General features: G+C 63.3%; 12 protein-coding genes. 8 read left to right on the top strand and 4 right to left on the bottom strand.

What is annotated here, in order from left to right; translation table 11 throughout:
* The first annotated feature begins 142 nt into the window (after window positions 1-142).
* The 6 genes from AC1MH0_RS18375 (at window position 143) to AC1MH0_RS18350 (ending at window position 6,156) form a co-directional block, all read left to right on the top strand.
* Window positions 143-331, top strand: coding sequence for a hypothetical protein (locus AC1MH0_RS18375; RefSeq protein WP_480963955.1), 189 nt, complete (start codon window positions 143-145; stop codon window positions 329-331).
* Between the two features lie 1,172 nt (window positions 332-1,503).
* On the top strand, window positions 1,504-1,653 hold the full coding sequence (locus AC1MH0_RS18370; RefSeq protein WP_480963954.1) for a hypothetical protein: 150 nt from the start codon (window positions 1,504-1,506) through the stop codon (window positions 1,651-1,653).
* Window positions 1,654-1,691: 38 nt separating this feature from the next.
* Window positions 1,692-1,880 (top strand): hypothetical protein, encoded by a 189-nt coding sequence (locus tag AC1MH0_RS18365; protein WP_480963953.1) that lies wholly within the window; start codon window positions 1,692-1,694, stop codon window positions 1,878-1,880.
* Window positions 1,881-4,023: 2,143 nt separating this feature from the next.
* A complete protein-coding gene (locus AC1MH0_RS18360; RefSeq protein WP_480963952.1) occupies window positions 4,024-4,239 on the top strand; it encodes a hypothetical protein in 216 nt (71 codons plus the stop codon).
* Window positions 4,240-4,462: 223 nt separating this feature from the next.
* A complete protein-coding gene (locus AC1MH0_RS18355) occupies window positions 4,463-4,723 on the top strand; it encodes a hypothetical protein (protein WP_480965810.1) in 261 nt (86 codons plus the stop codon).
* A complete protein-coding gene (locus AC1MH0_RS18350; RefSeq protein WP_480963951.1) occupies window positions 4,720-6,156 on the top strand; it encodes a mannitol dehydrogenase family protein in 1,437 nt (478 codons plus the stop codon). The genes AC1MH0_RS18355 and AC1MH0_RS18350 overlap by 4 nt, the downstream gene beginning before the upstream one ends.
* Here AC1MH0_RS18350 and AC1MH0_RS18345 read toward each other — a convergent pair.
* Window positions 6,153-6,995, bottom strand: a complete 843-nt coding sequence (locus AC1MH0_RS18345; RefSeq protein ID WP_480963950.1) for an amidohydrolase family protein — start codon at window positions 6,993-6,995, stop codon at window positions 6,153-6,155. The two genes, AC1MH0_RS18350 and AC1MH0_RS18345, sit on opposite strands and share 4 nt — an antisense overlap.
* Window positions 6,996-7,085: 90 nt before the next feature.
* A complete protein-coding gene (locus tag AC1MH0_RS18340) occupies window positions 7,086-7,913 on the bottom strand; it encodes a response regulator (RefSeq protein ID WP_480963949.1) in 828 nt (275 codons plus the stop codon).
* Between the two features lie 97 nt (window positions 7,914-8,010).
* Between AC1MH0_RS18340 and AC1MH0_RS18335 the strand changes: the two genes are divergently transcribed.
* On the top strand, window positions 8,011-8,871 hold the full coding sequence (locus AC1MH0_RS18335; protein ID WP_480963948.1) for a hypothetical protein: 861 nt from the start codon (window positions 8,011-8,013) through the stop codon (window positions 8,869-8,871).
* Window positions 8,868-9,968: a glycosyltransferase gene (locus AC1MH0_RS18330; RefSeq protein WP_480963947.1), complete on the top strand. Its 1,101-nt coding sequence runs from the start codon at window positions 8,868-8,870 to the stop codon at window positions 9,966-9,968. The genes AC1MH0_RS18335 and AC1MH0_RS18330 overlap by 4 nt, the downstream gene beginning before the upstream one ends.
* A gap of 59 nt (window positions 9,969-10,027) precedes the next feature.
* Here AC1MH0_RS18330 and AC1MH0_RS18325 read toward each other — a convergent pair whose 3' ends face one another.
* Window positions 10,028-10,894: a glycosyltransferase family 2 protein gene (locus tag AC1MH0_RS18325; RefSeq protein WP_480963946.1), complete on the bottom strand. Its 867-nt coding sequence runs from the start codon at window positions 10,892-10,894 to the stop codon at window positions 10,028-10,030.
* Window positions 10,891-12,984, bottom strand: coding sequence for an HAD-IIB family hydrolase (locus AC1MH0_RS18320; RefSeq protein WP_480963945.1), 2,094 nt, complete (start codon window positions 12,982-12,984; stop codon window positions 10,891-10,893). Before AC1MH0_RS18320 ends, AC1MH0_RS18325 begins: the two co-directional genes overlap by 4 nt.
* Window positions 12,985-13,124: the final 140 nt, after the last annotated feature.

Raw genomic sequence — 13,124 nt, 5'->3', positions numbered from 1 at the left:
CGCCCGTTGCGGACGACCTAGCATACCAGGCGGCCTTACTCGGAAGCCTGCGCTCTTTAACGTAGGGCGGGAGGGGACCTCAATGAGGGGAGCCCACACGGCGCGACTACGCGTTGATGTCGTTCCAATACAGGAGTGAACCATGACAGATGGCAAGCAAACCGACCCGGGCAACGCTGACTTCAAGGACACGGCGAAAAAGAGCGCCGAGGCGGGCATCGCCGACGAAAGTGCCGCATATGAGCAAGCGATCGAACGCGACGACGATAAGGTTGCCGAGGGTGAAGGGAAGTCGACAGACGACGGCAGCGGCACCAGCGAAACCGACTAAGGCACACACGGTGTCGCGGCAGGCGCAACGCCCCTTTGCACGCCGCGACGCCTGCCTTCCAGCGCGACGATCAAGACGGTACGACCAAATCGGCATCAAACTGCCGTACATCAATTCGATCACACGCATTGGGTGGTACGTCGAGAGCAATCAGGGGGAATGTAATCGATGGAAATGCCGTGGAAAGAGCAGGCAACACTAGTTCGAATGCCTGTCACCGAGCAGTCGGACGATCAATCTTGCGAGATACTGTTCGAGGGAACGCTTTTCGCGTTGGCCGTGAGGGTTCGCGATATGCAACGTTCAGATCGGCGGGGACTGCGCTTGTCCCTCCCCGATCGCCAAGTCCGGCCACATACCTTCCAGGGAGAGGCCTTGACCGCCTTGCTCGACCGGATTCCCAAGCCCGCATGAGTATCAGAACACGCGGTTGTATTTAAAGCAATCGCGCCTGGGGGGAGCGCATTTGCGGGCAGGTCTGCCCACGTCCACAGGCCGCGTCGACGTTGCGAAGCGGCAACGACGTGCGCGAGGTTTCCATGTTTTCCCTGATCGCCCTCTACTTTGATTACCGCAGAACTCGGGGATTACCGCAGAACTCGGGCCGCCGCCATTCAGGCTGAAGCGGCAGCGATTCGACGTACTCGCGCCGCTAATGACGTTGCCGCGGTCCCGGCAACCGCGACGGCAGCCTGACGGGCCGACGCGCATGACGGCCGAAGCTGTCCCGGGTAGTTATTCCCGATTTGGTGATACAGGCCGTTAGTCGGAATGAGCGTGGCCTTGCGCCGCGTTCCATATCGCGGCGTGACGCTCTCGGGTTTCTTGCGCCGTCTGTTGAGCGCGCTTCCTCTGCTCTGCCCGGCGGCGTACAACAAAAAACGCGCAGCCGGCACCGCAAACGGTGACGAGAATAGCGAGCGTCAGGGTCGTCAAAAACGGAAGCATCCTTCTTCCTTTTCCATGCATTCTTAGATGCTTAGCGCTGTAGCCCTTTCAGATTAACCCAGCATAACCGCCTGCCGGTCGCAGGCTTCGCGAGTGAAAGTGACATCGCGGTTCGAACCGCGACGAAATGACGACACGCGACCGCGACAGCCCCCGACATCGACATCGACATCGACATCGACATCGACATCGACATCGACATCGACATCGACATCGGGGCAGCAATGAAGCAGACGTCACACTGCGCTCAGGCCCTTAGCGACACTGCGGGCTTTCCCGCCTTGAACCTGCTCGGCGTGACTGTAGCATTCAACCTCGGGCATCGGCTATGCAAGTCGGCGCTGCCCGTCGACATGCGGTCGAAGTGGCCGTAGCCGCATCGATCGCTGCTGTGTCGGTCGCAAGCTAGCGAATGGCGAGCGCTGCCGTCGGACTGCAACACCGCCTCATCCGCCAGGCTACGGGGCAGGATCGTCACAGCATCGTCATGCCGAGCATCATCGTCTGGATCGAGGAGCAACAGATTGACCTGTTCGCGGCGCTCGGCACCGGGGCGACAGGCATGCATGCAACGCGGCACGCCCTTGAGAAGCTCCGATAGCGGAGCCCGGGGAATTGCCCCCTGCCTGTCGTTGGGGGGCCGACAGGCAGGGTGCGGGCATTCTCACCCGACGCGAACACGAGGTCTACGCCTCGGCTATGGTGTGGCAGCGATAGGTTGCGATCCGAATAATGCTCGGCCCTGCGGAGATCCGAAGAAGGTGCCACTGCGAGCCCCTGCTACGTGAACCTGCTTTACTGAAAGTTTTCTGTCGATGCTCGGTTCGCCGCCTCGCTCCAGTCCGACGCCGCCCGATTCGCGGTGGAACCGCTCACAACAAGCAAATGGCCCAGATGCTCCGCGGAAGCCGACCAGTCGCTGGGGCCCGTCTGTTCGATGCTCACTTTTACGTGCTTGCCCTGCACTGAAACTCGTCGCTGCATAAGTGCTCCCTCGGCAAGTCCTTAGCAACGTTCGTGAATTTCCAAAACTGCCTTACGCCCACAAGAATAATCAGGAAGAGGCTGGGGAGCGCTGCGCTCTGCCCGGGATCGAAGGAATGCGACCACGCTGATCCTGTCTGCCGATACGGCCTTACAAATGCTGGTCGAGCTCGAAAGGGCCGGGCAAGTATACCTTAAAATGCTGGCGCTCCCGCCCATGCTCATGGCACAACTAGGCAGTTCAAAAATTTGGATTCGACGAAGCTCATCATCAATCGTCACACGCCAATACAGATTGGCAAAGTCCGCAAGGGGATCTTTAACCAATGATATGATTAGATTACATCATGGTAACAGGCCTGATACTTAAGGCAGCCCCGCCACAGGGCGGTACTTTGCTATACTACGAAAGCGACGATTACGCCCCAGATTACAGCGCTTATGATTATCCCTAGTAAAATGCCGAAAACTGCCTTCGTTCGCCTTTTCATCCCGATGATCTGTCGTTGCGCTTCGATGAAATTCAGCCGCGACCTCAGGCGCACTGGCGCGGCCTTGCCTCTCCAGTCGGTCTGATAGCGAACTGTCGATTGCTCGGGCACGTGATCAGCAGGAGATTTATCCACGGTACTTTCCCGGTCAAATATGTCGGAGCTATACTCCGTAAGGCAGAGATGATGCCACGACGAGAAAATTGCCACCTGGTCGCGCAGCTTTTTGAACCTCGGCATTGGCTAGCGGCGCGATCGAGTAAAAATAGTCCGACGCACCAGGAACTCGCGCCCGGACGGTGCCAGTGGGCCGTGCTATTGCAAGTCTTTGCCGCGTCGACAAACGAGGCGAACGCCGCCTGGCGCGACCGAAGAGTGAAACTGGGCTGCGCTAGCGCCAAGCGTTCGCTCCCGAATCGGCAGTTGGATGAAGGAAGACGACGCGACCTCGACCGTCTGAGCGACACAATGAAAGGGCTCCTAAGCGCGAGCGGGTCAGAGACAGGCTATCTGCCGACCCGACTAGTCCCGGATGCTGCGAAGTCCGTACCATTCAGCCGGCAATCCCGCCGCAGCGCTACGACATGGTCCGGATGAACCCTACCCCGACGAGGAGGGGGCGCGCGGGGCGGCTTGACGTCCCTGTCTTCGAACTCGGACGGATGTCAGGGTAACGAAATGACGAACCCCGTCCTCAAACTCGACAAGCGCCATTTCCAGCGAGCCTGTCGCTATTATTTTGAGGGGCAGTCCCACACGATCAGGCAGCGTATACCTGCTACGCCAATAATGGTCATATTCGGCTTTCGGTAGAACACCAGTCACCTATCCTTGATATCCTACCGAAGGCTCTGCGCCAAACACCGAATGTTACAGTTCCGCGCGCCCCAGCCCCGTACGATCCTGACGTCTTCGATCCCAGCGAGAAATAGCCAAGGTGAGCGGCTAACGAACGTGCTTCCTGTTGGCACGCGATTTTGCGGATGCCATTTGCAAACGCGGCCTGCCTACGCGCAAAATCCAAGGTTTTGGGTCAGTGTCGCGACGGCTCCCTGAAAACCTCCAGCGGTGCTCCGCTCGTTTTCGCGCAAGTATGAACGCGAAAACTGCGGCCACGAAGACGACAGCGGCGATAAGCGTCAAGGCGATCGGCATGTGCAACATCCCTACAGCTAAGTAGCGAGGGTCTCATAGATTCCTCAGCAACGATACCTGCTTATTTCGACGAGGAAGAACCTGAATTCCAGCAGATATGCAAGCTGAGTCAGCTTGGCCGACGAAGCTATGCCAATCCTCACCAACGCGGCGAAGGCGAATTCGGCATCGAGCCTCTCGACCGTCAGTTCGGTACGCGCCGGTACGCCGAGCGCAAGGAAGAGCAAGATCGCCGATGGCGGTTTCATCATCATCGCTCTTGCCGCAATCGCGGTCGGTGGTGGCCTGTATCTCGCGATCGACGATGGCGACAATTCCGACAGCAACTAATCCTTTGGGCGGATGTCATGCACCGGTCCAATCGTCTCTCGGTGCGGCTGGTACCGTAGGGAAACACGTCCTCCGGTCGCCTAGCATTCTCGGGTTTGATAGAGACGGGGTTACCGTACCATTTGCCCGGCCGCACGACGCTTCCCTGTAGCTTAGCGCGTGCGTCATGCGCCGGTTTGAGACTATGCGGTTCTGCGCGTAGGTTGCGGGCGAAGGGTTCGGAATGGTCGATGCCGTGATAGTCCGTGCGGGCCGCAGCGCGGCGACGCTGCTGCGGGACGGCAAGGCCGGCGACCCGATAGATACTGGGCAGGCCGTGCTGACGTTGTCCCAGGCTGTCACGCGCGGCCAAGAGATCGCGCGTGACGCCATCGCCCGGCAGCGGATTTTATGGAATACGGCTATTCGATCGCGTCGAGAGACTGCTGCCGAGCGCAACGGCGAACGCGAGATCGCCATCTGGAAACGTGGAGTGACGCTTTGACACGATTGACGCTTGCGACGCTCGATCAGCTTCCGGCCGAGATTGATGGCCCGCGAGGCCGCCCTCTCCCGGCGATCGGTATCGTCCATTTCGGGCCGGGCGCATTCCACCGCGCGCATCAGGCGGCGTATATCGACGCGCTGTTGGGCGATGACCCGCGCTGGGGCATTGCGGCGGTCTCGATGCGCAGCAAGCGGACGGTCGCCGCGCTCGCCGACCAGGACGGACTGTACACGCTCGCAATTCGCGACGCGGACTCGTCCAACCGGGTGATCGGCGCGCATCGCCGGTTCCTGGGGCCCGACGACGCGGCCGAGACGCATGCGCTGCTCGCCGATCCCGCGGTCCGGCTGGTGACGTCGACCGTGACCGAGAAGGGCTATTGCCTCGCCAGTGACGGCGCGCTCGACCTGTCGCACCCCGATATCGTGCATGATCTCGCCGGGACCGCAACGCCGCGCAGTCTGGTCGGATGGCTGGTCGCCGGCCTCGCCGCGCGCCGGGAGGCTCGGATCGCGCCGTTCGTGCCGATGCCGTGCGACAATCTCGCCAACAACGGTGCCAAGCTCCACGCCGCGCTGGTCGCGTTCGCTCGCGCTACGGATCCGGACTTGGCGGACTGGATCGCAGGCGAGGTGCGCGTCCCTTCAACGATGGTCGATTCGATCACACCCGCATCCGACTCGGCACTTTACGACGACGTCGCCGAGGCGATCGGGCTCGAAGACCTCGCTGCCGTTCAGCGCGAATCCTTTGCACAGTGGGTGATCGAGGACATCGGCACGCCGCTCGGCCCCGACCTGGCCTCTGTCGGCGCAACGATCACGACCGATGTCGCGAGCTATGAGAAGGCGAAGCTGCGGATTCTCAACGGGGCGCATTCGACGCTTGCCTATGTCGGCCTGCTCCGTGGCGCGGCGAGCGTGGCGGACGCGATGAACGACGCGACACTGGCCGGGTTCGTCGATGCGATGATCCGCGACGACATCATCCCGATGCTAGCCCACACCCCCGGCCTCGACCTGGACGCCTACCGCGCCGCCGTGCTCCAGCGGTTTCGCAATCCGGTCATCGTCCACCGGCTCGACCAGATCGCGCAGGACGGTTCGCAGAAGCTGCCCTACCGGCTGGGCGACACGCTCGTTGCCAACCGCCGTGCGGGTCGCATGCCCGCCGGCGTCGTCACCGCGCTCGGCGCGTGGGTAGCGTTCCTGATGCAACGTGCCCGCGACAATACCCCGATCGTCGATCCAGCCGGCGATCGCCTCGCCTCTGCGGCACGCGATGGAACGCCGACCGAGGTCGTCGCGCGCCTGATCGATGCCGGACTGGGCTTTCCCCCCGAACTCCGCGACGACGCAGCCGCCTGGTCTGCGATCGCCGAAGCGGCGGAACGGATCAGCCGCGGCGACTGGTCGGGCGTGAACCTCTAGACCCCATAGGCCGCCCGAGCATTGCCGCCGAAGATCGCGTCCCGCGCCTCCGGGCAAGCGCGCGTGACGAACCCGTCGATCAGGTCGACGACCTGGCGATACTCGGCGGCAAGGCGGCAGACCGGCCAGTCGGAGCCGAAGATCAGGCGATCCGGCCCGAAGCATGCGAGCAGATGGTCGAGATACCGCGCGATCTGGTCCGCCGTCCACGTCGCGTGATCCGCTTCGGTGACGAGCCCGGAAATCTTGCAGTAGAGCGACGGCACCCGCGCCATTTCGACGATACCGTCCGCCCAGGGCTGCCAGCCACCGTGGGCGATGGCGGGCTTCGCACCGTGATCGAGGATCAGCCGCGGCGGCGCCGACAGCCCGTTCGCAACCAGATCGCAGAACCTGCGGACGTGGATCGCCTGGCGTGGCTTGACGAGAATATCGTAGCTGAAACCTCGCTCGACGGTCGCCCGGACCCCGCGCACGAAATCCGGTGTCAGTAGGAAGTCGTCGTCCGGTTCATCCTGAACGATATGCCGGAAACCGACCAGCCTGGACGATCCCGACCATGTTTCCAGCCGTTCGGCAATGTCGTCGGCCTGCAGATCGATCCAGCCGACCACCCACATGATCCGCGGATACGCGGAAGCAAGCTCCAGCAGCCAGCGGGTTTCAGCCTCGGTCTGCTGCGCCTGCACCGCGATACAGCCATCGATAGCCGCGGCATCGAGCATCGGCAGCAGATCGGCAGGCAAAAAATCCCGCGCGAGCACGCTCTCGGGATCGATCCAGCCGAATTCTGACCGCGAATAGGCCCAGAAATGCTGGTGCGCGTCGACACGATTCACGCGGCGATATGCGCTTGGCTAATGGGTTTTGTGTGCATCGGAGAAATGTACCGCGTCCATGCCAGCACAGCAATCGGACCGACCCAACCCCTATTTTTTGACGACCACCGGCATGAAGATATAGCCGTTGCCGCGGACGGTGCGGATGATCTCGCTCGGATCGAACGCCAGCAGTTTGCGCCGGAGCCGACTGATATTCACGTCGATGGTACGGCCCCGCGCCATGATCTCGGTCCGGCCGGACCGCGCGATCACGTCGTCGCGCGTATGAACCGTCTGCGGTTCCGAGACGAACACGTTGAGCAGTTGATACTCGCCATCGGTAAGCCGGACGATCGCGCCGTCCGGTGCGTGCAGCAGGCGCATCCGGCAGTCGAGCATCCAGCCGGCGAACGCGAACGTCCCGTTCACTCCCCCATGCAGGGCGTCGACGACCGCGGGAACGTCGGGTGGCGTCACGCCGGTCCCGCGACGCCGCAGGACCGAACGTATCCGCGCGAGGATCTCACGCGGACTGGAGGGTTTCGTCACATAATCGTCGGCGCCCAGTTCCAACGCGACCACCCGGTCCACCTCTCCGCCGAGCGCGGAGAACATGATCACCCCCGGCGCCGCAGCCCCTTGCGGCAGCGTACGCAAGACCGAAAGTCCGTCTTCCCCGGGCATCATCATGTCGAGGACGATCAGGTCGCAGGGTGATCGCCCCAGTCGGGCCCGCAATGCCGCCCCGCTTTCCACGGCCTCGACCTGAAGCCCGTGATCGAGGAGAAACTCGACGAGCAGTTCGCGCAGGCGCGGATCGTCGTCGACGATGACGATCCGGGCGGCCGCCGGTTGCAGGGTCTCGCTGGTGTTAAACGCGTTCCCGTCGGGAACGTACGAAGCAGGGCCGGGCAAGCCGTGATGGTTCGCGATCATGGCGGCCGCATGGACCCGGCGTTTGTCCGGTATATTTCCGAATACCACCGCGATCGTCGAAGCGGTTCCCCGTCACGCTGCGAGGTGGGATAGTTGTATGAAAGGCCAGTCGGCGCTAGCGGCAGTCCCCATGTCGATCGCCGCCAAACCGCATGTTAAAACCTTGAACTGGCTTCAGCCTTTGCCGGGCTTGCGGATCGTCAAACGCGGCGACGTGCCGATCACGCGAGTCCAGGTTTACGGCCAGCGCTGCAGCGGGACCAATCTCGTCACGCGGGCCATTGAAGCCAACATGCCGAGCGTGACGATCACCGAGGAATTCGGCTTCAAGCACTGGTTCGTGCCGCCGCAGACGTTGTTCGTGAAGGATACGCTGGTGCTGGTCGTCGCGCGCGATGCGTTCGACTGGACCCGTAGCCTTCACCGCCAGCCATGGCACGCGCACCCGGACCTCAAGGCGCAGCCGTTCGACGTGTTCATCCGCAGCCAGTGGCATAGTTATTGGGACGATCATTTCGGTCCCATCGAGCCGGGGCATCCGATGCAGGGCGACGAGATGCTGCACGAGCGCGATCCGGAAACCGGCGAACGCTTCGCCAATTGCATCGCCAAGCGCACCGCGAAACTTCGCCATTGGGTGTCGCTGACCAACCGCACGCACAACATCGCGTTGCTGGGCTATGATGCGTTCGCGCGCGCGCCGTCGGCGTTCGTCGAGGCGTTGTCCGAGGCGACCGGGATTGCACGGCGCGAAGAATATGTGCCGATCACCAGCTACAAGGGGCAAGGCTATGCGCCTTATGTTCCGACGGCTTATCCCGAACTCGCGCCTGCTGATGCCGAACACATCACCGCGTGGCTTGATCCCGAGGTCGAGGCGGCATTCGGACTAAGCGCGAACTATGCTGATCGATATCAATCGCCATCGGAGGCCGGATCGGTACAACGTTCGGCATGACCAAGCCGATCACGTTCTTCATCCACCACCAGGGTCGCGGCCACGCCAACCGTGCGATGGCGATCATCCGCGAACTGCCTGCCGAGCGCGCGGTGACGATCCTGACCGCCAAGCCGTCGCTGTTCGACGGGTTCGAGCGACCGATCACGATCGCCGCGCTACCCGACATGATTGGCGCGCCGGTGCCGACGCCGGGGCTGTTCGCTCAGGCGACGCCCGAGGTGATGCACTGCGTCCCGCTAGGGGTCGCGAAGACGCGCGCGACGATGCGGACGATCATCGACCATCTCGACGACGTCGATCCGGCGCTGTTCGTGGTCGACGTTTCCGCCGAGATCGCGCTGCTGGCCCGGATCGCAAGCGTGCCCGCGATCAGCATCCGGATGCACGGCGACCGCCTCGATCCCGGTCATTTGGGTGCATACCAGGCGAGCGTCGGCCTGCTCGCGCCGTTCGGCGAGGCGCTCGAACAGGCGGACACGCCGGACTGGGTCCGCGCCAACACGTGCTACGCCGGCGGCCTGTGCACGACCGTCGACCCCGTCCCGACCAAGGCCGAGGCGCGTGCGAAACTCGGCCTCGATCCGACCAAGGAAATCATCGTCGTCCTCACCGGCGGCGGCGGCGCGGGCACGCCCTACGCGCCGTTGACGATGGCGGCGCGCGCGGTGCCGGATGCGCTGTGGCTGGTGCTCGGGCCGGTCCACCGCGAGGGGCATGAGACGGACTTCGGCAATCTCGTCGAGCTCGGCTGGGTGCCCGGCGTCACCGACCACATCGCCGCCGCCGACGTCGTCATCGCATCGGCCGGCGACAACACGGTGCACGAGATCGCACGCGTCGGCCGGCCTTATGTCTGCGCGCCCGAATGGCGGTATTTCGGTGAACAGACCCGCAAGGCGGAACGTCTCGCAGAGCTTGGCGCGGCGGTCGCGCTGCCGTCATGGCCGGGGGCGCTGGCACCGTGGCGGGGGATACTCGACGTCGCGAAGGCGCTCGATCCTGTCGCGCTCGCCGACCTGTACGACGCGGATGCAGCCAAGGTTGCCGCTGACTATCTGGAAGGACTGGCGGTCTCGCTTTGGGCGCCCGCTTAGAGATCGAGCGCTAGTCGATCCTCCCCCGCCGGGGGAGGATCGAAACGTTGCGCCGCATCTCAGCTGAACAAAACCTCCAGCGGCATTTTCGACGCGGCCACCTCTTCCGCGGTCGGGCCCCGCAGCACCGTAATCGTATCCGCGTTCCACGCGATCAGCCCGCGCTCGGCGAAATGCCCCAGCCAATAGTCCATGCACCACCGCCCCCATGTCGCGCGAAACAGCCGCGCGTTGCGGATGATCGCGTCGAAATGCTGGTACGCGGGCGTGTGGACGACATGATGCTGGTGATACGCCCGCGCGCCGCCGACCCACCACATCGGCACGCCGGTGCGCTCGAGCCGCGCGGCGAAGTCGGTTTCCTCACCGCCATAGCCGAAATAGCGCTCGTCCATTCCCCCTGCCCGCGCCCAGTCCGCCGCGGAGATCGCGAACGACAGGCCCCAGAGCTCGCCATGGCTCGGCGTCGGCCGTATTTCTTCGGACGCTATCGCTGGCTTGGCCGGGTGACGCAGGCCGACCCGGTCGAGCACGTCCCAGTCCAGCCCGGCATCCAGTGCGCCGGCAGGGAGATACAGCACCTCGCCCAACCGAATACCGCCCGGCTCGATCGCCGTAGCCGCATAGCGCTTGACCAACGTCGGCGCAGGGACGCAATCGACGTCCAGGAATATCAGTTGATCTCCACTTGCTGTCGCCGCCGCATGGTTGCGCGCCGCCGCCAGCGGCATCGCGTCGCCCTCGACGAACACCGCGCGCACTGGAAAGTCGGTCGGCGGGAGATCGGCGTGCGGCGCATCCTGCATGTACGCGATCACGAGTTCGTCCGGCTTGCGCGTCGATGCGTTGAGGCCGGCGATCAGGTTCACCAGATGCGCGCGGCGTCCGCGCACCAGCGTCAGCACGCTGACCGTCGAGGACGTCACGATGCTTTCCTGATACCCTCAACGTCGATCCCGGCGGCGGCATCGCGGAAGAACGCCACGCCTTCGATCACGCCGCGCGCGTGATGGCCGATCGCGACATAGCCGTGCGCCAGGTCCGCTCGCGATCCCAAACCGTCCGAATAATTGCCGACGATGATCGCATGACGCGACGACCGCAACATCTCGATGTCGTTGCCGCTGTCGCCCGCGACGATCACCTGCCGCGGTTCGAGACCGAGGCGGCGGCGGACGTGCTCGACCGCCGTACCCTTCGACGCGGCATGTGGCAGGATGTCGAGATAGCGGCCATGGCTCTGGATGATCGAGCAGCTATGCCCGTGTTCCGCCAGCAGCGCGCGCACCCGCTCGGCCGCCGCCATGTCGCCATCGGCGAAATAGCTGAGCTTGAACCGGCGCTGTTCGAGCGGGCTTTGCGGCGTCAGGCCGGCATGTTGCCCGATCAGCGCGGCAACCGCCTCGCGGTCCCAACCGGCGGCGATGATCCCGTCCCATTCGGTATCGCGGTCGTATACCGCCCCGCGCACCGTCCGGTAATAGATCTCCGAGCCGACTGAGGTGATCAGGATTTCCGGCCGTGGCGCATCATGCTGCCCGAGTACCGCCATCGCGCTGTGGAAGCTGCGCCCGGTCGCGATCGCGAACGCGACATCGGTCTGCGCGTCGTGCCACGCGGTGAAATCGTCGACGCCCTTGGCACAACCGAGCAGCGTTCCGTCGATATCAGACACCAGCAACAATTCCGGCTTCCGGTCCGTGACCGCAGGCGCGGCGTTCACGACCTCTGCGAGCAACCCGGTATAAAGCTGTACGTGGCGGTCCCAGTCATAGGCGCGGATCGCTACCGATCCTGCCGCTGAGTAGCGCGACCACAATGCCGGATCGTCTAGTATCTTCAGGATCGCATCGGTGATGGCGCTAGGCGAACGCGGATCGACGAGAATGCCGTTGCCGCAGGTCTCGACGATGTCGTTCGGCCCACCGCTGTCGGTCGCGACCACGGGCAACCCGCTCGCCGCCGCTTCGAGCAGGGTCAGGCCGAACGGTTCGTTAAGCGCCGGATTGACGAACACGCCGCGCCGGGTGCGGGCATGAGCATAGACCGCGGCGATGTCGTCCGGTCGGTGCTGTTTCGGATAGGCGACCTTGCCGTACAAATCGTAGCGGTCGATCAACTGGAGCAGTTCAGCGATGTTGTCGCGGATCTCGGGTTCCAACGTCGCACTGTCGTCGCGCGTGCCCGCCAGGATCACGAGGTTCGCCGCGGCCTGAAGCGCGGGTGACCGGCCATAAGCGTGGACGAGCGCCGCAAGGTTCTTCTTCGTCACCGGGCGCGCAATCGCGAGGATTGCCGGCTTGGCGGGATCGTCGAGGAACCGGTTGATCAGCGCATCGACGCGAGTATCGGTGCTGCAGTTCGCGAATTGCTTGAGATCGCTACCCGGCGCGAACACGCGGATGCGGCCGGGATCATACGCATCATAATCGGCATACTGGACTTCAGCCTCGTCGCGCGACGACGCAATGATTGCGGCCGCTCCGGCGATGGCTTCTTCCTCGATCGCGATCCGGCGATCGAGACCCGCGGTTTCCGTACACTCACGATCGAACGCGGCCAGCTTCACCCGGCCGAGCGAATGCGCCGTGAAGACATAGGGAATGCCCGTCCGTGCAGACACACGCGCCGCGATCAGTCCGGCATCGGCATAATGCGCGTGCATGACGTCGGGCGCGCGATCGAGCGTGGCGATATGCGCGACAAGCGCTTCGACCAAGCTGTCATGCTCGGTCCACAGGTCTTCCTTGACGAGATACGCATCGGACGCAGTCAGCAATCGGACGATACGCGTCGTGCCGTCGATCGTCTCGATCGGCTCGGCATAGCATTCGGCATACGCCGCATGATGGAATGCACGGGTAACGATTTCCATCCGGTCGATCGCCGGATTGCGGCCGCTGGCAGCGACGAGATCGAGAAGGTACCGGATATGGCCCCCGGTATCCGCGGTGATTCCGTATTCGACGTCGGTTGCGCGTAAACACCCCTGCAACGCGATATGTAGTACGAACACCCTTCCCCCGTTCATCTGCAATTCACGTAAGGAACCGCTCACGGGGTTGCCGAGTTCCGGGCCGATGATACTTTACATGCCGGTATTGACGCAGGTTATTACGTTCCCTGCGGCGCTTCGCTCGCTCGTTGATCGATCGC

This window comes from Sphingomonas sp. AP28 (genome assembly GCF_056680455.1).
The sequence above is the reverse complement of the archived record's forward strand: the minus strand, read 5'-3'. Positions and strand labels throughout refer to the sequence as shown.

What these genes read in the sequence shown, in the direction of transcription:
- AC1MH0_RS18375 (WP_480963955.1), top strand. Translation starts at nt 143, where the DNA reads ATGACAGATGGCAAGCAAACCGACCCGGGCAACGCTGACTTCAAGGAC.
- AC1MH0_RS18370 (WP_480963954.1), top strand. Translation starts at nt 1,504, where the DNA reads ATGAAGCAGACGTCACACTGCGCTCAGGCCCTTAGCGACACTGCGGGC.
- AC1MH0_RS18365 (WP_480963953.1), top strand. Translation starts at nt 1,692, where the DNA reads ATGGCGAGCGCTGCCGTCGGACTGCAACACCGCCTCATCCGCCAGGCT.
- AC1MH0_RS18355 (WP_480965810.1), top strand. Translation starts at nt 4,463, where the DNA reads ATGGTCGATGCCGTGATAGTCCGTGCGGGCCGCAGCGCGGCGACGCTG.
- AC1MH0_RS18340 (WP_480963949.1), bottom strand. Translation starts at nt 7,913, where the DNA reads ATGATCGCGAACCATCACGGCTTGCCCGGCCCTGCTTCGTACGTTCCC.
- AC1MH0_RS18335 (WP_480963948.1), top strand. Translation starts at nt 8,011, where the DNA reads ATGAAAGGCCAGTCGGCGCTAGCGGCAGTCCCCATGTCGATCGCCGCC.
- AC1MH0_RS18330 (WP_480963947.1), top strand. Translation starts at nt 8,868, where the DNA reads ATGACCAAGCCGATCACGTTCTTCATCCACCACCAGGGTCGCGGCCAC.